This window comes from Micromonospora sp. NPDC048907, from assembly GCF_055586885.1.
On record NZ_JBVJHI010000005.1, the window covers coordinates 473,455 to 492,005 of the forward strand.

The window sequence follows — 18,551 nt, forward strand, 5'->3', positions numbered from 1 at the left end:
CGGCGGCGGCCGGCCCACGCCGGCCTGGCGGTCAACGCGACCCCGGGCTGCTGCCCGGCGGCCCACCGCCGTTCCCGGTGGCGGACCTGCCGGCGCACGCGGTGGGTCGCGGACACCACCATGTCCCGGCGGAGACCCCGCTGCCGCGCGGCGCGGGAGCGGGGCCCTGCCGGCGCACCCGGCGGGCCCACGCCCGCCCACAAGGTCGACGCCTACCTGGAATTCTTCCGGCGCCCGAGCGACGGGCCGACCGGGCCGCGGGAACCAGGCGGCCGGTGCGGACGACTACCTGTACATGGCGTGTGAGCAGTGGCGGGAGATCCTGTCGGCGGAGCTGGACGGGGAGGCGACCCGGTCGGAGAGCGCGGCGGCCGAGGCGCACCTGGCGGGCTGCGGCGGCTGCCAGGGCTGGTTCGAGTCGGCCGTAGCGGTGACCCGGCGGGCCCGTACGCAGCTCGCCCCGCCGGTGCCCGACCTGGTCGAGGCGGTGCTCGCCGCGGCGCCGCCGGCGCGACCCGGGTGGCCGGAGCGCGTGGCGCTCGGGCTGCGCGGGGTGCTCGGGCTGCTCGGCGCCGTGCAGCTCGTGCTCGGTCTGGCCCAGGTGGGCCGGGAGGCCGTGATCGACCACGCGCACACCACCGGCCAGCACCTCTGGCACGAGTCGGCCGCCTGGAACGTGGCCGTGGGCGCCGGCTTCCTCTACGTGGCGCTGCGGCGCTCCGCCCCGGCGGGGCTGCTGCCGATGCTCAGCGCGTTCGTCGCCACCCTGGTGCTGCTGTCGGTGAACGATCTGATCACCGGGCAGGTGGCGGTGCAGCGGCTGGTCAGCCACGGCTTCCTGCTGGTCGGCTGGGTGGTGATGGTGCTGCTCGCCCGACCCCGGTGGCGCCCGGGCGGCACGCCGCCCCGGCAGGGCCGGTCGGCCGGGTCACGCTGGTCGCTGCGTACCGAGGAACCCTCCGAGCCGGCCCCGCTGCGCCTGCTGCCGCCCACGCCGTACGCCGCGCAGGCCCGCGACCGCCGGGCCGCCTGACGGTCCGGGGCGCCGTTAGACCACCCGGCTGCCCCGGGTCGGCCGGGCGTCGCCCTGCCAGGCGGCGACCAGGTCCTCGCGGGCCCGGGCGACCCGGGACCGGATGGTGCCGACCGGGCAGCCGCACACCTCCGCGGCCTCGGCGTAGGAGAGGCCGAGCACCTGGGTGGCGACGAACGCCTCCCGCCGCTCCGGGGCGAGCCCGGCGATCAGCCCGCGCAGGGTGACGGTCTCGTCCCCGCCCGGGGTGACCGCCCCGGCCGCCTCGGCGGCGGCCTGCCAGTCCGGCAGCGCGGCCACCCGGGGGCGCGCCGTCGCGGCCCGGACGTGGTCCACGGCGACCCGGCGGGCGATGGTGAACACCCAGGTACGGGCCGCGGACCGGCCGGCGAAACCGGGCAGGCCGCGCAGCGCGCGCAGGAACGTCTCCTGGGTCAGGTCGTCGGCCTCGGCGGGACCGGCCAGGTGCGCGAGGAACCGCCACACCGGCCCCTGGAGTGCCCGGACGAACGCGGCCGCGGCCTGTTGGTCGCCCCGGCCGGCCCGCCGCGCCCACCGGGTGACCTGCTCGTCGTCGGGCTCGGCGCTCATCCGCGACCGGCCCGCCGGTCCACCACCGTCATGGTCGACGGTACGGGCGCGGGCCCTGCTCGGTTCATCCCGCCGTCCTCCTCGTCACCCCGCCGCCGGCCGGACGGTCGCAGGTTGGTCGGCCGGCGGGGCCGGAAAGTTCCCGGACCGGGTCAGGAGTCGACGGTCACCTCGACCGGCCCGACCCGCAGGACGCCGTCGGTGAGCGGGGCGCAGCGGACGCCGCCCCGGCCGCGCAGCGCCTTCCAGGTGCCCGGCGCGACGGTGACGTCCAGCCAGGCGCAGGGCGGCGCGGCCCGGTGGACCCGCAGGCGGACCGGCCCGTCGCCGGAGTCCAGGGTGAGCACCAGGCCGACCAGTTCGTCCACGGCGATGCCGTGGGTCAGCACGTTGCGCCGGACCTGGGTGAGGTCGGCGCCGGGGGGCAGCGACTCCTGCGCGATCAGGGTCACGCTCGCCTCGCGGTGCGCCGGCCGGCCGAAGTAGCGGTCACCGACGATGCCCAGTCCGGCCCGGATGCGGACGTCCTCGACCAGTTCGCCGGGCGGCGCCGGGGCCGGGCCGTCGGCCGGCCGGCCCACGTAGCGGTGCACCGGCGAGGCCAGCAACTGGACGATCTGCGGCATCCGCCGATTCTCGCACGGACGTACCGGCACCAAAGCGGACGATAGCCATCCTCACGTGTCCACGCTGGGTGGAGGCCGTTGTACCGGGTGTGACGGCGAGACGGTTTCCCCCGGCCGGGCGTCACCCGGAGCTGGGACGACAGATTGCGTGGACGCGGCGCGAGAACGAACGCCGGCGGCGCGCGTACGAGGCGGCGGCCCGGACGTGGCGCCGGCGCAACGAGCACCTGGAGCGGCTGCGGATCGAGGCGACCGGGTTCCACGGCTGCACCCTGCCCGGCACGGAGCTGCCGGTCGAGCTGGACGACGGCGAGGTGGTCTACCGCATCGTGCCGGTCGTCGAGCTGGTCGAGGCGGAGGCCCGGCACGTGCCCGGGCTCCCCGCGCCCGAGCCGGCGCTGACCGCGGAGCTGCTCGACCCGGCCGACGGCGCGCTCCCGGCCGGGCTGCGGGTGGTCGACAGCGGTGCCGCCGTGGTGACCGACCGGCGGGTCGCCTTCGCCGGGCGGGCCGGCCACCGCGAGTGGGCCCACCGTGACCTGCTCGGCCTCGGGCACCACGCCGACCTGCCGGTCACCCTGCTGCACCCGGAAGACGGCCGGCGCCCGGACGGACTCCGGGTGCCGGTCACCGGCGCGGCGAACTTCCGCTTCTACCTCACCCTCGCGTACGCCACCGCCACCGGGACCCGCGACGCTCTCGGCACGCAGCTCGACGCGCTGCTGGCGGCGCACCGCGCCGCCCGGCCCCGACCGCCGCGACCGCTCGGCGTCGCGGACGCCCCGGTGGAACGGCGGCGTCCGGAGCGCCTGGTCGCGGCCGGTGCCGTGGCGGTCGCGGTGCTCCTCGGCGTGGCGGCCGCGGGCACCTGGCCGGCGACGGCCGGGCCGGTGCGCCCGGCGGCGGGGGCCGGGGTCGGCCCGGCCGGCGCTCCCGACGACGACCTCGCGGCGGACCCCGTCCTCAGCACACCCGGCCAGCCCGACGGCGGCCCGGCCCGGTCGCCCGCCGGGGAGCCCACCCGGCGCCCCGGGCCGGCCGACGACGGCCCGCGGCCCGTCGTCGCCGGACCTCCGGTGCGGGTCGGCACGGAGCCCGTCGTGCTGCCGGCGCCGTCCCGCGCCACCACGCCCCCGGTGACCGCGCCGTCGACCCCGCCGCCGGTGGTGAGCCCGACCGGGAGCCCACCGCCGGCCGTGGTCCCGAGCGCGAGCCCCACCGTGGCGCCGACCGGCTCGCCGTCGCCGAGCGAGCCGACCCTGGCGGGCATCTGCCTGGATCCGCTCCGGCTGCCGGTGCTGGACCCGCTGCTGTGCCGCCGGACCTGAACGGGGGCGGCACCGGACCTCAGGGGGTCTGCGGGGTGAGCAGGTAGTCCTCCGCCTCCGGGCTCCACCGCAGCGCCACGGCGCCGCTCGTGGCGGCCGCCTTGCAGAACTGGAGGAAGCTGCGGTAGCCGAGCTTCTTCTCGCTGAAGTCGGGCCGTGCCCGGCGGAGCTGGTCCTTGAGCCCGGACAGCGCCACCGCGCCGCCCTCACCGGCCAGGTCCACCACCACGGACCGCAGCAGCGCGAAGGCCACCTCCCGGTCGCCGCGCTCGGGCAGCGACACCTCCGGGTCGCCCTTGGCGGGTCCCGCGGCGAGCTCGATGACGTTGTGCCCGGCCAGGTGGCGCAGCAGCTCTCCGAAGGTGCGGAAGCCGTAGTCGGACTCGCTGAACGTCGGGTCCTTGCGGAGCAGGGTGCGCTTCAGGCCGGAGGCCGTCACCTCGCCGCTGGAGCTGCCCTGCATGCCGGCCACGGTCTGGGCCACGAGCACGGAGAGCGTGTCGACGTCCCGGGCGGCTTCCTCCCCCGGCGGCGGGACCTCGGCCGGCGCCTCCACCCGCGGCTCCGCCGGCGGCGGCGTCTCGGGCTCGGCCGGGCGGGCCGCCCGACCCCGGCGGCCGGCCGCGGGCGGCACGTCGACCCCTTCGAGGCGGTCGTAGAAGAGGAACTCGTCGCAGGCGGGCGGGAGCAGCGCCGAGGTGGAGTTCTCCACACCGACCCCGATCACCCGCTTGTTGAGTTCACGGAGCTTGTGCACCAGCGGCGTGAAGTCGCTGTCCCCGGTGCAGATCACGAACGTGGAGATGTATCCCCGCTCGAAGGCCAACTCGACGGCGTCGACGGCCATCTTGATGTCGGCCGCGTTCTTTCGGGAGGCGCCCATCCGCTGCGGTATCTCGATGAGCTCGACGTGCGACCGGGTGAGCATCCGCCGGTCCTCGTCGAAGTACGACCAGTCCGCGTAGGCGCGGCGCACCACCACCCGGCCGCGCTCGGCGAGAGCGTCGGCGATCGGGCGGAAATCGAACGGCCGACCACCGTGATGGTCGCGCACACCCAGCGCCAGGTTCTCGTAGTCGAGGAACAGCGCGATCCGGTCTTCCTGATCCACGCCGGCCAGCCTAGCCGGGTTCCGGGTCCGGCCCGCTCACCGAGGCCGCTCGTCGCGGTAGAGGGTGTCACGGCGGGCCACGTGCTGGATCGCGTAGCTGCCGATCAGGAGCAGCAGGGCCAGCACGACCTCGACGCCGGCCACGGCGCCGTTGGCGACGGTGAGGCCGAGCAGCAGCAGGATCAGCCCGACCACCGCCAGCAGGCCGGCCAGGAGCAGGCGCCTGCGCCGCGTCGCCGACCGGTCCCCACCAGCGCCCACCGCCGCCACCTCCTTCCCGCCAGCCTAGGTGCTACGCCGGCACGTCCCGCCCCACTTCGTCGAAGGTCCCCCGCAGGACGCCGATGCCCACGCCGACCAGCCAGACGGCCGCGAGGAGCCGGAACGCCGGCTCCGGCCGGACGAGCGGCGGCACCAGGATCGAGAGGGCGGAGGCCGCCACCAGGGGGCCCACGACCCTTCCGTAGCCGAACACCCAGCGCGGCCGCCGGCGGGACCGCCGCGCGAGCGCCGAGGCCACGGTGATCAGGACGCCGGCGCCGAGCAGGTGCGCCGCACCGCCGAGCACCAGCGCGGCCCGGCCGAGAGCGGCGACGGTCGAGTCGCCGGCCCGCTCCGCGACCAGCAGCAGGACCAGCCCGCACAGCACCGAGGCGAGCAGCGACCCCGCCGTGATCGCGGTCCCCCAGCCCAACACGGCACCGGCACGGGTGCCTTCCGTCCGCAGGGCGGCGCGCAGCCGCCACCCGAACCGGTACAGGGCGACCGCCGCCAGGATCTGCAACGCCGACTGGACCAGCACCGCCACGGCGTTTCCGGCGTAGAAGTCCCGCAGCTGCGCGACCGACGCGTCGGGCAGGTAGAGGCTCTCCCCCACCTTCAGGGCGCTGCCGGCGGCGATGCTGGCCACGAAGGCGACCACGAAGACGATGCCCCACCAGCCCCAGCGCCGGCCCGGGGCCTCCGCCGACCGCGGCGATGCCGCACCGCCCGCCTCGCTAATCCGATTCGGTCCCATTTCCGCCCTCCCTTGTGTGGCCGGACGCGCCCGGACGAGCCGGGATGCGCCTCCATCGGCCAGTCATGGTGTCAGCGGGCGGGCGGCGTGCCATCCGACGTGGGGCGGCCTCCGGGGTACGCCAGGGCGGGTACAGGTCTACGCTTCCCGACGTAGTCGGCCACCCGTGTGGACGGTCGGCGTGGGCCCTAGTGGTCGCCCGGCGGGCGGCCGGTGCCCTGCGCCCGGGGCCGCCGGTGGTCGGTCAGCCGGAGTCCGACACCGCGCACCGCGACGACGGTGACGCCGGTGCCCAACTGGTCGAGCTTGCGGCGCAGCCGCTTGACCAGGGACTGGACATCCGCCTTGTGTCGCAGCCCCTCGTCGTGCCACACGGAGCGGTGCAGCTCGGCGTAGCTCCAGACCCGGACGGGCTCGCTGGTCAGGCAGGCCAGCAGGTCCCGTTCGAGGCGGGTGAGGACGATCTCCCGGTCGCCCCACCGGGCGGTCGAGCGGGCGGCGTCGATCACCAACGTGTCGTCCGGCGCCGGGGTGGCGGGCGGCGGCATGTCGGGATCCGCCGGTGGCGCGGCGGGCGTGAGCAGCTTGCGCAGCTCGTCGAGGTCGGCGACCAGGAGCAGCGGCGCGACGCCGTCGAGGAGTTCGGTGAGGCGGATCCGTTCAGCCGGCGACGACGTGACCCCGATCACCAGCGGGAACGGATGCTCCACCGGGTCGGGACCACCGGTGGCCCCGCTCGTGTCCTTCTCGGTCACCGTCACCCCCGCCCGGAGCAACCGGCGGCGCGGATCGCCGCTCTCGAGAATCGCCATGACAGTCAATGTCAACCGGGCCGACCGACGGGGGCCTGTTGGTGACATGTTGCTCACGTAGAGTGCTTGATCGCGCTTTCCTGTCGATCATAGTGTCCACTCAGGCAGCCGGCGTAGACCCGCACGGCGCGCCCAAGGGGGCTTGGGGGGCTCGTTCACACCGGTGCGATCCGAGGGGAGATGGGTTCTCCTGCGCCTTCCGCCATGGCTCGAACATCCGCGGGTCGTTCTGGAGGAGGCAGCACCGATGCTGAGACGTCCACACAGGAGGGGCCTGGCCGGTCGGCTGGTGAGCGCGGGCGCGGCCCTGGTTCTCGCCGCGACCGCGATGGCCGCCACCGGCACAGGCGCACAGGCTGCGCAGACCGGAACCGGCGCGTCCGCCGGCGACAAGATCCGCCCCGAACTCACCCGGCAGCTCCAGGGCAAGAGCGAGGGCGACTTCTGGATCCACTTCGGCGCCAAGGCGGACCTGGGCAAGGCCGGCGCCGTCAAGGACTGGGCCAAGCGGGGCACGGCGGTCGCCGACGCGCTGAAGAAGACCGCCGCCGACAGCCAGGCGAAGGTCCGCGCCGAGCTCGACCGCTCGGGCACGAAGTACCAGACCTTCTGGGCCACCAACGCCATCAAGGTCACCGGCGGCTCGCTCACCATGGCGCAGAACCTCGCCGCACACGCCGAGGTGGACGGCCTCTACGCCCCGGTGGAGTACAAGCTCCCGGAGGTCACCCAGGGCACCGACGAGAAGTCGGTGAACGCCCTGGAGTGGGGCATCGCGAACATCAACGCCGACGACGTCTGGTCCCAGTTCGGGGTCAAGGGCGCCGGCATCACCGTGGCGAGCATCGACAGCGGCGTCCAGTTCGACCACCCGGCGCTTGTCAACTCGTACCGCGGCAACAACGGTGACGGCACCTTCGACCACAACTACAACTGGTTCGACGCCGCCGGCACCTGCGCCACCGCCCCGTGCGACGAGGACGGCCACGGCACGCACACGATGGGCACCATGGCCGGCTCCGACGGCGCCAACCAGATCGGTGTCGCCCCCGAGGTCAAGTGGATCGCCGCGAACGGGTGCTGCCCGACCGACGCGGCGCTGGTCTCCTCCGGCCAGTGGATGCTGGAGCCCACCGACCTCAACGGGCAGAACCCGGACGCCAGCAAGCGGCCGAACATCATCAACAACTCGTGGGGCACCACGCTGCCCTCCACCGAGCCGTTCATGGAGGACGTGACCGACGCCTGGACCGCCTCGGGCATCTTCGGCACCTGGTCCAACGGCAACAATGGGCCGGCCTGCCAGACCAGCGGCTCCCCGGGCAGTCTGGCCAGCAACTACTCGGCCGGCGCGTACGACATCAACAACAACATCGCCAGCTTCTCCTCCCGCGGCGCCGGGCAGAACGGCGAGATCAAGCCCAACCTGTCGGCGCCCGGGGTCAACGTCCGGTCCAGCGTCCCGGACAACTCGTACGCCAGCTACAGCGGCACCTCGATGGCGGCGCCGCACCTCGCCGGGGCGATCGCCCTGCTCTGGTCGGCGGCGCCCACGCTCGTCGGTGACGTCACGGCGACCCGCGCGCTGCTGAACGACACCGCGGTGGACAAGGCCGACACCCAGTGCGGCGGCACCACCGACGACAACAACGTCTACGGCGAGGGCCGGCTGGACGCGCTGGCGCTGCTCAACGCCGCACCGATCGGCGACAACGGCACCCTGGCCGGCAAGGTAACCGACTCGGCCACCGGCGCACCGATCGCCGGCGCCACCATCGCCCTGACCGGTCCGGCGACCCGCTCGCTGACCACCGCCGCCGACGGGACGTACTCGTCGCTGCTGCCGGCGGGCGACTACCAGGTCACCGTCTCGGCGTTCGGCTACCAGAGCAGGACGCTCACGGCGACGGTGACCACGAACGCGACCACGACGCTCGACGTCGCGCTGACGGCGGTGCCGAGCGTCACCGTCAGCGGCCAGGTCACGGACGGCTCCGGACACGGCTGGCCGCTCTACGCGAAGGTGAGCGTCGAGGGCCTCCCCGTCTCCGACTACACCACCCCCGCCAACGGCCGCTACAGCCTGAAGCTGCCGGCCGGGGCGACCTACCGGCTCAAGGTCGAGTCGCAGTACCCGGGCTACCCGACCGTGACCAAGGAGGTCGTGGTCGGCTCGGGCAACACCACCAGCAACATCGCCGTCCCGGCCGATCCGAACGCGTGCGCCGCGGCGCCCGGCTACACCGACAGCTCCGACGGCGAGTACGAGACGTTCGACGGCACGAGCGTTCCCGACGGCTGGTCCGTCGTGGACAACGCCGGCACCGGCCAGGTCTGGAAGTTCACCGACAGCGGTGACCGGGGCAACCTGACCGGCGGCTCCGGCGGCTTCGCCATCATCGACAGCGACGACTACGGCAGCGGCGGCCGGCAGGACACCTCGCTGGTCAGCCCGGTCGTCAACCTGACCGACGTCGCCGCGCCGGTGATCCGGTTCAACCAGGACTTCAACTGGCTGAGCACCGACCGGGCAGACGTCGACCTGAGCCTCGACGGCGGCACCACCTGGAGCAACGTGCTCCGGCAGGCGGCCGACGTGCGCGGGCCGCGGGTCACCGAGGTGCCCATCCCGCAGGCGGCGGGCCAGGCGCAGGTCCGGGTCCGGTTCCACTACTACGACGCCTCCTGGGAATGGTGGTGGCAGGTCGACAACGTGCTGATCGGCAGCAAGATCGTCTGCAAGCCGATCGACGGCGGCCTGGTGCTCGGTCACGTCCGCGACAAGAACGACAACGGCTACGTCAACGGCGCCACCGTCACGAGTGACGACCGCCCGGCGGAGAAGGCCACCACCGTGGCCACCCCGGACGACACCGAACTCCCCGACGGCTTCTACTGGATGTTCTCGTCGCTGACCGGCCAGCACCCGTTCACCGCCAGGGCCGGCAACTACGTCAGCCAGACCAAGCAGGTCGACGTCGAGGCCGACTGGGCGACGGCGGCGAACTTCCAGCTCGCCGCGGGCCGGCTGGCCGTGCAGCCGACGTCCGTGACCGGCACCGTCCGGATGCCCACCGGAAAGGTCACCAAGTCCTTCACGGTGACCAATACCGGCGGAGCCCCGGTCACTGTCGAGTTCAGCGAGCAGGACGGCGGGTTCGTGCTGCAGCGGGCCGACGGGTCCCAGTTGTCCGAGCAGAAGCTGCTCGGCTCGACCGGCGCGCCGGCGCAGCGGCTCACCACCCCGACGTCGCTCGCCGCCCGCCCGTCCGGCAAGTCGGCCACCGCGGCCGCCGCGCCGGCGGGTCCCCAGGCGGAGCCCTGGACGGGCATCGCCAACTACCCGGCCAACGTGATGGACAACCGGGTGGTGAACCTCGACGGCAAGATCTACTCGATCGCCGGCGGTGACGGCACGACGTCCAGCGCGAAGAACTACGTCTACGACCCGATCGCCCAGAGCTGGACGGCGATCGCCGACCTCCCCGCCGCCCGCAACGCCATGACGGTCGGGGTGGTCGACGGCAAGATCATCGCCACCGGCGGCTGGGGCGCCGCCGGACCGGACGCCGCCACCTGGTCGTACGACCCGGCGGCCAACACCTGGACGAGGAAGGCCGACAACCCGGCGCCGCGCGCCGCCGCCGGCCAGGCCGTCGCGGACGGCAAGCTGTACGCCGTCGGCGGCTGCACCACGGCCAGCTGCCTGCCGATGTCCAACTCGGTGGTCCGGTACGACCCGGGCACCGACGCCTGGGAGACCCTGCCGAACTACCCGAAGTCGGTCGCGTTCGCGTCCTGCGGCGGGATCGGCGGCACGGTCTACTGCACCGGCGGCAACGACGGTTCCGTCGCACAGAAGGCCAGCTACGCGTTCGACCCGGCCGCCAACGCCTGGACCGCCGTCGCGGACGCCCCGGCCGACAACTGGGCCAGCTCGTTCGCCGTCGCGAACGGCAAGCTCCTGGTGGTCGGTGGCTCGCAGGGCGGCGCCATCACCAACGCCGGCTTCGCGTACGACCCGGCCACCGACTCGTGGGCGAACCTGCCCAACGCCAACACCCCCCGCTACCGCGGTGGCGCGGCGTGCGGCTTCTACAAGATCGGCGGCTCCTCGGGCAGCTTCAACGCCACGAAGGACAGCGAGGTGCTGCCCGGCCTCGAGGAGTGCGCCGAGGGGACGGCGGACGTCAGCTGGCTGACCATCGACAAGTCGAAGGTCACCCTGGCCCCCGGTGAGAAGGTCACGGTCACCGTCGGCATGACGGCCAACGTGGACCAGCCGGGCACCTACTCGGCGTCGGTCGCGATCAAGGAGAACACGCCGTACACCGTGCCGCCGGTGGCGGTCACGATGATCGCGCAGCCGCCGACCAGCTGGGGCAAGCTGATGGGCACGGTCTCCGGCAGGAGCTGCCAGGGCGCCGTCGCACCGCTTCCCGGCGCGGTCGTCCAGGTCGACTCGTGGGCGATGTCCTGGACGTTCGCCACCGACGCCGACGGCAGGTACGCCTACTGGATGGACCGGCGCAACAACCCGCTCAGCATCATCGTCGCCAAGGACGGCTGGAAGCCCCAGACGCGCCAGACGAAGATCAACAACACCACGCCCACCGTGGAGGACTTCACCCTGTCCCCCATCCGCTGTTGACCCCTGACCGCCGACTGTCAGGTCCGGCCCGCCCGGTGTTCCCCACCGGGCGGGCCGGACCGCGTTCACCGCTGCGATCAGGGGCTGTGCGCGGCTTCGGCATGCACGCCGGCGGGCGCGTGACGGGTCAGGACGGCGCGAGACGGAAGCCGATGCCGCGCACCGCCAGGATCGTCGGCACGGCGCCGATCCGGCCCAGCTTGCGGCGCACCCGGCGTACGACCGAGTGCATGTCGGAGCCGCGCCCGAGGTGGTCGTTGCCCCACACCGCCCGGTGCAGCTGCGCGTAGGTCCAGACCTGGCCCGGTGTGCGGGCGAGGCAGACCAGGAGGTCGTGCTCCAGCGGCGTCAACCCGACCTCGCGCTCCCGCCACCGCAGGACGCGCCGGTCGGAGTCCACGTCCAGGCCGGACGCCGGCGGGCCGGCCGGCGGCGGGCCGCCGGGGACCGCCTCGCGGGCGGCGGCCGGGCGCGCCGCACCGGGCGCGCGGAGCAGGTCGAGGAACCGTCGCGCCTGGTGCGCGCTGGAGACGATCAGGAACGTCTCGGTGCCGCCGAGCAGCTGGGCCAGCTGCCGGCGCTCCGCGGCCGAGGACGCGATACCGATGACCAAGGACGGCACCCCCGCCATCATCCGCCCTTCCGTTCCACCCTTTTCTGATGCTTTTTCCACGCGCCGGACAATGACCGGTGCACGTGCGGCACAGGCGGCGGGAATCGGCCGTCGGGCGCGGGTGGATTCGGACGCGCGGCGGCCGCAGGCGTGGAAAATGTGACTGAGGCTGGTGTCTTGTGAGGCGTTGCTGATCCGTTGATCGGCATCATATAGCCGTATAACGATGATGGGTATAGCAGTTAACGTCGATGTAACGCGGTGACACGAGTCAATCGGCGGAGATATCTGAATCCGGGCGCTTCGGGGCAAGGGTGAGGTTGAGCAGTTCCAGTCCCGACACCCGCCGGAAACCGATCTCGGCGTAGAGCGTCCGGGCGGGAGTGTTGTCGACCTCGGTCTGCAGGGACACGCGGAGCGCGCCGGCCGCCCGCGCCTCGTCGACGACGTGCTGGAGCAGGCTCTTCGCGACACCGCTGCGCCGGTGGTGCGGGGCGACGTAGAGATCGCGGATCGACCACGCGGCACCCAGCAGCAGCGACGCCGGGGTGACGGCCGTCGTGATGAAGCCGCAGACCTGTTCGCCGCGGACGGCGGCAGCGACCGCGAGCCGGCGCTGTGCGACCTGGTCGTGCAGCCAGGCGCGGGTGCGCGGAGGGGACGGTGGTTGGCCGTAGTGCGCACGGTAGTCGTCGAAGAGGGCGACCACCGGCTCGAACGCGTCGTGGCCCGGGGTCACCGGCGCGACCGTCGTCAGCATGCCGTTTAGTCTCGTCGAGGTGGACGGCAGGGGCGGGGCGGGGCCGCCCCTCCGCTACGCGGGGACGTCCTGCCAGAGTTCGTTGAAGGCGGTGCTGTCGAAGAAGGCGGTTCCCTCGACCACCTTGCCGTCCCGCATCCGCAGGAACCAGGCGACCGTGTCGGTGAACGTCGTGCCGATCGTGGTGGTGCCCGCGCCGTTCCACGCGACGATCACCGTGTCGGTGGTCGGGTCCTCGTGAATGCCCCGGATGAGCACGGGCCGGAAGGGGTCCTCGGCCGTGAAACGCGCGTCGAAGGGGGTCAGCACCTCGTCGACGAACTGGCGGGCCGGGTGGTAGCTCCCGGCGGCCACGGAGCGGCCGGTGATCTCCCACCGCATGTCCTCGGCGAAGATGCCGGTGATGCCGCCGGTGCCGGCGGACCAGGCGGCGAAGGCGTCCGCGACGATCTCCCGGTTGGCGGTCATCGGCGGCTCCCGTTCTCGTCCTGCGCCGGGCGCCCCGGACCTCGGCCGCCCCGGCTCATCCTCCGCCGGCGCGTCCACTGCAGGGGCGGATTCGGCGCGCCGTCCTCCCACCGGGCACACCGCACCCCACCGCCGCGCCACCTACCCTGAACGCGTGGATCGGTGTGACGAGTGCCTGTTCGTCTATTCCGCGCTCGACAGCGGCGCGCTGCCGCAGCGGTTGCGCGACGTGGCCGGGCGCTATCCGGCGGCCCTGCACGGGGTGCCGGACCCGCGCCGGCGCCCCGCGCCGGAGGTGTGGTCGCCGCTGGAGTACGCCTGCCACGTCCGGGACGTGTTCCGCGTGCAGGGCGAGCGGCTGGCCCTGGCCCTGCGCGTGGCCGTGCCGGAGTTCGCGCCGATGGGCCGCGACGAACTGGTGGTCACCGAGCGCTACAACGCGCAGGACCCGGAGGTGGTCCTCGCCGACCTGGCCACGGCCGCCGACGGGTTCGCCGCCCGCTTCGCGGCGCTCGGCGAGACCGAGCTGGCCCGCACCGGCGTCTACCCGTGGCCGCGGCGTGAGACGCGGACGCTGCGCTGGCTCGGCCGGCACACGGTCCACGAGGCCGAGCACCACCTGCTCGACATCCGCCGCGCCACCGGGGCCGGAACGGCCGGCGGGGCCTGACGCCCGTTCGGCGTCAGGCCCCGCGACGGCGAGCCGGACCGGGGTCGAACCGCCGGGCGTCGCCCGGCGGACCGACCGGCGGTCAGTGGATCGGCACCGGCGTCGGACGCTGCTCCTCGCCGGTCCCGCCGTCGAGCAGGTGCGACGGCTCCCGCCGGCGGGGCAGGAACGCGGCCGGGATGAAGGTGAGCAGCACCAGCGCGAAGCCGACCCAGAAGGTGGTCGCGAAGGAGCTGGCCGCGAAGTCGAGCCCGCGCTCGATCAGCGACGGCGGCACCGGGAACTGCTGGAGCAGCTCCGGCCGCTGCTGCGCGGCGATGGCCAGGCCCGCCTGGGTGACCGGCTTGCCGCTCGGGTCGGTCACGCCGGGGATCACCTCGGAACCGTTCAGCTTGCTGGTGAGGATCACCGACATCACCGCGGCGCCGACCGAGCCGCCGATCTGCTGGAGGATGTTGACCAGCGTGGAGCCGCAGGCCACCTCGGCGGCGTGCAGGGTCTTCAGCGCCGAGGTCATGATCGGCATCATGGTGCCGCCCATGCCCAGGCCCATCACGAACAGCGAGCCGCAGAGCAGCCAGTAGGACGTGTGCGGGTCGACCTGGGTGAAGGTGAAGAACCCGGCGGCGATGAGCACCAGCGCGAACGGCACCGTCCGGCCGACCGGCACCTTGTCGGCCAGCATGCCGGCGATCGGCATGGTCAGCATCGCGCCGAGACCCTGCGGCGCCATCAGCAGGCCGGCGGTCAGCGTCGACTCACCGCGGACCTGCAGGAAGTAGCTCGGGAAGAGCAGACCCGCACCCATGAACGCGATGATGAAGACGAACAGGGTCACCGTGGCGATGGTCAGGTTGCGGTTGCGGAACAGCCGCAGGTCGAGCAGCGGGTGCCGGGGCCGGAACGAGTAGAACACGAACGACACCACGAGCACGGCGCCGACCAGCATCGGCAGCCACACCTTGTTGTCGCGCACCGTGCCGGCCTCCGGCAGCGACGAGACGCCGTAGAGGAAGAGCGCCAGGCCCGGCGAGAGCATCAGCATGCCGAGGAAGTCGAACGACTCCGACGGCTCGGGGTTGTCCTTCGGCAGGGCGAGCTGGGCGTAGATCAGCGCGACCACGCCGATCGGCAGGTTGATCAGGAAGATCCAGTGCCAGCTGGCGGTGTCGATCAGCCAGCCGCCGAGGATCGGGCCGCCGATCGGGCCGAGCAGCATCGGGATGCCGAGGACGGCCATCAGCCGGCCGATCCGGTGCGGGCCGGCGGCCCGGGTCATGATCGTCATGCCGAGCGGCATGAGCATGCCGCCGCCGAGGCCCTGGACCACGCGCCAGGCGATCAGCTCACCGATCGAGTCGGCGGTGGCGCACAGCCCCGAGCCGATGGTGAACAGCGCGAGCGCCACCATGTAGAGGCGTTTGGTGCCGAACCGGTCGGCCGCCCACCCGCTGAGCGGGATGACCGTGGCCAGCGCGAGGGTGTAGCCGGTCATCGTCCACGCCACCCGGGCGTACGTGGCGCCGAACTCGCTCTGGAACGTCGGCAGCGCCACGCTGACGACCGTCACGTCGAGGATCGACATGATCGCACCGAGCACGACGACGCCGGCCACCTTGAGCACCGCGGCGTCGAGCTTGTTCGATGTCGCGACAGATTGCTGGGTCACAAACAGTCTCCTGGTTCGGGTCCGGTCGGAGGCCGTGGCCGCGCCGCGCCGGTGAGGGCGCGGGGTCACGTGCGGTGAGGGGCGGCGTCCGGCAGGAAGCGTAGCGACCGGCTGCGACATCGCGCGGCCGGTTTACCGGGATCGCCGGCGACGCCCGACGGGCTCAGACCGTGGCCCGATGGTCGCGCGGATTGACGCCGCGGACCCGTTTGAACGCCGCGCTGAGCGCGAAAGGGCTGCTGTAACCGACTCTGCGGGCCACCGCGGTGAGGGTCAGCTCGGTGTCGCGCAGCAGGTCGGCGGCGAGCGCGAGGCGCCAGTTGGTGACGAAGGTCATGGGCGGCTCGCCGACCAGTTCGGTGAACCGGCGGGCGAACGCGGCGCGGGAGGTGCCGGTGGCGGCGGCCAGACCGGCCACCGTCCAGGCCCCTGCCGGGTCGTGCTGGACCAGCCGGACCGCGTGACCGACGACCGGGTCGGCGTAGGACCGGTACCAGCCGGGCGGTCGCGCGCCGGGGCGGGCCAGCCAGGTGCGCAGCACCCCGATCACGAGCAGGTCGAGCAGCCGGTCCAGCACCGCCTCCTGCCCGGGTCCGTCGCGGTCCAGCTCCGCGGCGAGCAGCGCGACGACCGGCAGCTCGCCGTCGGCGGCGGTCAGCACCACCAGGGGCGGCAGGGCCGCGAGCAGACCGGCGCCGACCGCGCCGCTGCTGGCGTACGTGCCGGTGAGCAGCGCGGTGGCGCCGTCCGGCCGGGTGCCCCAGGTGCGCAGGCCCAGCGCCATGGTGTCGGTCAGCTCCTGCCCGGCGAGGGTGGTGCAGCGCTGCCCGGGATGGATCACCACCTGCGGCGGGGTGTCCGGGTGGTCGGCCACCGTGTACGGCTCGGGCCCGCGCAGCACGGCCACGTCCCCGGGGCGCAGCACCGCGGGGGCGCCACCGTCGGGCACCACCCAGGCGCTGCCCCGGACCACGGTGGTGACGCTCAGCGGGGCGGCGTCGCGGACCAGGATCGACCAGGGCGGGTCCATCACGGTACGGAGCAGGAACGCGTCCCGGGCGCGCAGCCCGCGGAGCACGTCGGCGAGCACGTCCACCCGGTGAGCGTAGACGCTCGCGTATGGTTTGGGGCGTTCCGGCCATGGAGCGTCCAGCGTTCCCCGTGTCCAATGGTCCTCATGACCGCATCGCACATCCGGGCCGGCGTGCTGCTGCTGGCCACCATGACGACGGGCCTGACGGCGGGGCTCTTCGCGGCCTTCGCGTACGCGGTGATGCCGGGCCTGGCCCGGGTCGACGACCGGGCGTTCGTCGCCGCCGTGCGGTCGATCAACCAGGCCATCCTCAACGGCTGGTTCGCGCTCTGCTTCGGCGGCGCGCTGGTCTGCGCCCTGGCGGCCGTCCTGCTGCACCTGCCCGCCCGGCTGCGCGAGCCGCTGCCCTGGCTGATCGCCGGCCTGGTGCTCTACGTGCTGGTGCTCGGGGTGACCGCCGCCGTGAACGTGCCGCTCAACGACCGGCTGGAGGCCGGGGCGGCCCGGCGGGCCGACCCGGCGGAGCTGCGCGCGGCGTTCGAGAGCGCCTGGGTGGGCTGGAACGTGGTCCGGGCGGTGCTGAACACCGCCGCCTTCGGCTGCCTCGGCTGGGCGCTGCTGGTGGCCCGGTCGCTGCCCGGCTGACCGGCGTCCGGGTCACCGGGCGCGCAGCTTCGCCAGCAACGCGACCTCGGCGGTGCGGGATCGGTCGATCCGGCCGGCGAGGTCGCGTACCCGGGCGCTCGTGCCGGCCTGGACCTGGGCGCGGGCCAGCTCGGCGGCGGTCCGCTGGTGGGCGCCGAGCACGTCGAGCAGCACCCGGTCGGCCTCGCCGGGCGGGGCGGCCCGCAGCCGCGCCAGCCCGGCCGCGGCGTCGCTGTGGCCGGAGTGGTCGTGCCGCTCGGCGGCCGCCGCCGCGGACGGGCCGGCCTCGCGCAGCCAGCCGCGCATGGTGGCCAGTTCGTCGGTCTCGGTGGCCCGGACGGCGGCGAGCAGCGTGCGGATCTCCGGGTCGGTGGTGCGGTCGAGCCCGAGCCCCACGATGTCCAGGGTCTGCTCGGTGTGCGCCACCATCATGGCCAGGAAGAGCGCGTCGATGCCGCTGGTCGCCGTCTCGGCGGCCGGCCCGGGACGGGTGGCGGCGGTCGGCGCCGGCTGGCTGGTGCAGCCGGCCCCGGCGAGCAGCACGGCCACCAGGGCGGCGGCGAGCGGGCGGCCCATGCCGGTCCTCCGATCGGCGTCTCGGCGGGTGCCGGGTGCGGCGCACGCGGAGCGTGGCCGCACCCGTCCGGTCAGAGCGGCAGCCACAGCGCCGGCACGTTCGGCGGTTCCCAGCCGGGGATCGCGGTGTGCGCCTGGCGGCAACGGTAGGTCCGGCCGTTGTAGGTGACCGTGTCCCCGACCTGGTAGGCGCGCCCGGCGGTCCAGGTGCCGCCCGGGGCCGGCGAACTGGTCGGGGTGGGGGTGGGCCGCGGGGTGGTCGGGGCCGGGGTGGGCGTCGGCGACGGCGTGGGGTTGCCGCCACCGCCTCCACCGATCTGGAGGTCGACGCAGGAGTAGAAGGCGTTCGCGGTGTCGGCGATGTTCCAGACGGCGAGGAGCTTCTGCCGGCCGGAGAAGCCACCCAGGTTGACGGTGTGCGAGACGGTCGCGTCGGGCTGGCGGCCGCCGCCGTCGACGACCGCGACCCGGGTGTTGCCGATCCAGTACTCCCAGTTGGACGTGGCGTGCCGGGCGGTGTTGACCCAGGTGAACGTCACCGAACTGCCGACCGAGGTGGCCGGCCAGCCACGGCTGTCGTCGTTGAGCACGGCGAACTGGGCGATGCCGGCGTGGCAGCTCTTGAGGCCCTTGGGTCCCTCGACGCTCTGCGGCTCGTACTTGATCTGGCCGCAGTCGGGCACCCGGTTCTGGGCGCAGAGCGCCTGGCGGCTGGGCGGCGACGAGACGTAGCCGTGGGCCTGGGCGGGTGCGGCGACCGCCAGGGTGGCGGTCACGGCACCCGTGGTGAGCAGCGGCAGGGTGATTCTTCGGCGCATGGCGGCAACTCCTTCGGGGGGCGGTGGCAGGAGATGTCAATGAACATAAATTAAACCTTGTTAACAGTAAAGACTCCTGTCTATAAATTAAGGCGCGTATCCGAGGTCTCCTTGAGCGCTGCGGCGCCG

General features: G+C 73.7%; 18 protein-coding genes. 5 read left to right on the plus strand and 13 right to left on the minus strand.

The genetic code is table 11. The features are described from left to right. Positions 1-295: 295 nt before the first annotated feature. Complete coding sequence (locus tag ACZ6PY_RS20285) at positions 296-1,033, plus strand: zf-HC2 domain-containing protein (protein ID WP_466074326.1); 738 nt, start codon at positions 296-298, stop codon at positions 1,031-1,033. Between the two features lie 15 nt (positions 1,034-1,048). Here the strand turns inward: ACZ6PY_RS20285 and ACZ6PY_RS20290 are convergent, their stop codons facing one another. Next, entirely contained in the window at positions 1,049-1,624 is a 576-nt protein-coding gene (locus ACZ6PY_RS20290) for a sigma-70 family RNA polymerase sigma factor (RefSeq protein WP_466074328.1), read from the minus strand. 152 nt (positions 1,625-1,776) lie between these two features. Next, entirely contained in the window at positions 1,777-2,250 is a 474-nt protein-coding gene (locus ACZ6PY_RS20295) for a molybdenum cofactor biosysynthesis protein (protein ID WP_466074330.1), read from the minus strand. Between the two features lie 89 nt (positions 2,251-2,339). Here ACZ6PY_RS20295 and ACZ6PY_RS20300 point away from each other — a divergent pair, with 89 nt between their 5' ends. After that, on the plus strand, positions 2,340-3,578 hold the full coding sequence (locus tag ACZ6PY_RS20300; RefSeq protein WP_466074332.1) for a hypothetical protein: 1,239 nt from the start codon (positions 2,340-2,342) through the stop codon (positions 3,576-3,578). 19 nt (positions 3,579-3,597) lie between these two features. Here the strand turns inward: ACZ6PY_RS20300 and ACZ6PY_RS20305 are convergent, their stop codons facing one another. From ACZ6PY_RS20305 to ACZ6PY_RS20320, 4 genes are all read right to left on the minus strand, one after another. Next, positions 3,598-4,689 (minus strand): NYN domain-containing protein, encoded by a 1,092-nt coding sequence (locus ACZ6PY_RS20305; protein WP_466074334.1) that lies wholly within the window; start codon positions 4,687-4,689, stop codon positions 3,598-3,600. A gap of 36 nt (positions 4,690-4,725) precedes the next feature. Next, positions 4,726-4,950, minus strand: a complete 225-nt coding sequence (locus ACZ6PY_RS20310; RefSeq protein WP_466074336.1) for a hypothetical protein — start codon at positions 4,948-4,950, stop codon at positions 4,726-4,728. 31 nt (positions 4,951-4,981) lie between these two features. Beyond that, complete coding sequence (locus ACZ6PY_RS20315; RefSeq protein ID WP_466074338.1) at positions 4,982-5,707, minus strand: hypothetical protein; 726 nt, start codon at positions 5,705-5,707, stop codon at positions 4,982-4,984. A 188-nt stretch (positions 5,708-5,895) separates the two neighbouring features. Then, the gene (locus ACZ6PY_RS20320) at positions 5,896-6,519 is read right to left on the minus strand and encodes a winged helix-turn-helix domain-containing protein (protein WP_466074340.1); all 624 of its coding nucleotides are present in this window, start codon (positions 6,517-6,519) and stop codon (positions 5,896-5,898) included. A 247-nt stretch (positions 6,520-6,766) separates the two neighbouring features. Between ACZ6PY_RS20320 and ACZ6PY_RS20325 the strand changes: the two genes are divergently transcribed. Continuing rightward, complete coding sequence (locus ACZ6PY_RS20325; protein ID WP_466074342.1) at positions 6,767-11,170, plus strand: S8 family serine peptidase; 4,404 nt, start codon at positions 6,767-6,769, stop codon at positions 11,168-11,170. A gap of 127 nt (positions 11,171-11,297) precedes the next feature. On the opposite strand, the gene ACZ6PY_RS20330 is transcribed toward ACZ6PY_RS20325, so the two are convergent. From ACZ6PY_RS20330 to ACZ6PY_RS20340, 3 genes are all read right to left on the minus strand, one after another. Beyond that, positions 11,298-11,801, minus strand: coding sequence for a winged helix-turn-helix domain-containing protein (locus ACZ6PY_RS20330; protein ID WP_466074687.1), 504 nt, complete (start codon positions 11,799-11,801; stop codon positions 11,298-11,300). 253 nt (positions 11,802-12,054) lie between these two features. Continuing rightward, positions 12,055-12,543, minus strand: coding sequence for a GNAT family N-acetyltransferase (locus ACZ6PY_RS20335; protein ID WP_466074344.1), 489 nt, complete (start codon positions 12,541-12,543; stop codon positions 12,055-12,057). A gap of 54 nt (positions 12,544-12,597) precedes the next feature. Next, positions 12,598-13,011: a nuclear transport factor 2 family protein gene (locus ACZ6PY_RS20340; RefSeq protein ID WP_466074346.1), complete on the minus strand. Its 414-nt coding sequence runs from the start codon at positions 13,009-13,011 to the stop codon at positions 12,598-12,600. Between the two features lie 154 nt (positions 13,012-13,165). On the opposite strand from ACZ6PY_RS20340, the gene ACZ6PY_RS20345 reads away from it, so the two are divergent. Continuing rightward, positions 13,166-13,681: a DinB family protein gene (locus tag ACZ6PY_RS20345; protein ID WP_466074348.1), complete on the plus strand. Its 516-nt coding sequence runs from the start codon at positions 13,166-13,168 to the stop codon at positions 13,679-13,681. Between the two features lie 82 nt (positions 13,682-13,763). On the opposite strand, the gene ACZ6PY_RS20350 is transcribed toward ACZ6PY_RS20345, so the two are convergent. Both ACZ6PY_RS20350 and ACZ6PY_RS20355 read right to left on the minus strand, forming a co-directional pair. Continuing rightward, positions 13,764-15,350, minus strand: a complete 1,587-nt coding sequence (locus ACZ6PY_RS20350) for a DHA2 family efflux MFS transporter permease subunit (protein ID WP_466074350.1) — start codon at positions 15,348-15,350, stop codon at positions 13,764-13,766. A 163-nt stretch (positions 15,351-15,513) separates the two neighbouring features. Next, positions 15,514-16,446, minus strand: coding sequence for an AraC family transcriptional regulator (locus tag ACZ6PY_RS20355; RefSeq protein ID WP_466074352.1), 933 nt, complete (start codon positions 16,444-16,446; stop codon positions 15,514-15,516). An 81-nt stretch (positions 16,447-16,527) separates the two neighbouring features. Here ACZ6PY_RS20355 and ACZ6PY_RS20360 point away from each other — a divergent pair, with 81 nt between their 5' ends. Beyond that, positions 16,528-17,028 (plus strand): anthrone oxygenase family protein, encoded by a 501-nt coding sequence (locus ACZ6PY_RS20360; RefSeq protein ID WP_466074354.1) that lies wholly within the window; start codon positions 16,528-16,530, stop codon positions 17,026-17,028. A 12-nt stretch (positions 17,029-17,040) separates the two neighbouring features. On the opposite strand, the gene ACZ6PY_RS20365 is transcribed toward ACZ6PY_RS20360, so the two are convergent. Together ACZ6PY_RS20365 and ACZ6PY_RS20370 are read right to left on the minus strand one after the other, a co-directional pair. Then, positions 17,041-17,604, minus strand: coding sequence for a DUF305 domain-containing protein (locus ACZ6PY_RS20365; protein WP_466074356.1), 564 nt, complete (start codon positions 17,602-17,604; stop codon positions 17,041-17,043). A gap of 71 nt (positions 17,605-17,675) precedes the next feature. After that, complete coding sequence (locus tag ACZ6PY_RS20370) at positions 17,676-18,422, minus strand: lytic polysaccharide monooxygenase (protein ID WP_466074358.1); 747 nt, start codon at positions 18,420-18,422, stop codon at positions 17,676-17,678. Between the last annotated feature and the right edge of the window lie 129 nt (positions 18,423-18,551).

Coding starts and splice junctions, on each gene's coding strand:
- ACZ6PY_RS20285 (WP_466074326.1), top strand. CDS start 296: ATGGCGTGTGAGCAGTGGCGGGAGATCCTGTCGGCGGAGCTGGACGGG.
- ACZ6PY_RS20290 (WP_466074328.1), bottom strand. CDS start 1,624: ATGAGCGCCGAGCCCGACGACGAGCAGGTCACCCGGTGGGCGCGGCGG.
- ACZ6PY_RS20295 (WP_466074330.1), bottom strand. CDS start 2,250: ATGCCGCAGATCGTCCAGTTGCTGGCCTCGCCGGTGCACCGCTACGTG.
- ACZ6PY_RS20315 (WP_466074338.1), bottom strand. CDS start 5,707: ATGGGACCGAATCGGATTAGCGAGGCGGGCGGTGCGGCATCGCCGCGG.
- ACZ6PY_RS20320 (WP_466074340.1), bottom strand. CDS start 6,519: ATGGCGATTCTCGAGAGCGGCGATCCGCGCCGCCGGTTGCTCCGGGCG.
- ACZ6PY_RS20325 (WP_466074342.1), top strand. CDS start 6,767: ATGCTGAGACGTCCACACAGGAGGGGCCTGGCCGGTCGGCTGGTGAGC.
- ACZ6PY_RS20330 (WP_466074687.1), bottom strand. CDS start 11,801: ATGGCGGGGGTGCCGTCCTTGGTCATCGGTATCGCGTCCTCGGCCGCG.
- ACZ6PY_RS20335 (WP_466074344.1), bottom strand. CDS start 12,543: ATGCTGACGACGGTCGCGCCGGTGACCCCGGGCCACGACGCGTTCGAG.
- ACZ6PY_RS20340 (WP_466074346.1), bottom strand. CDS start 13,011: ATGACCGCCAACCGGGAGATCGTCGCGGACGCCTTCGCCGCCTGGTCC.
- ACZ6PY_RS20360 (WP_466074354.1), top strand. CDS start 16,528: ATGACCGCATCGCACATCCGGGCCGGCGTGCTGCTGCTGGCCACCATG.
- ACZ6PY_RS20365 (WP_466074356.1), bottom strand. CDS start 17,604: ATGGGCCGCCCGCTCGCCGCCGCCCTGGTGGCCGTGCTGCTCGCCGGG.
- ACZ6PY_RS20370 (WP_466074358.1), bottom strand. CDS start 18,422: ATGCGCCGAAGAATCACCCTGCCGCTGCTCACCACGGGTGCCGTGACC.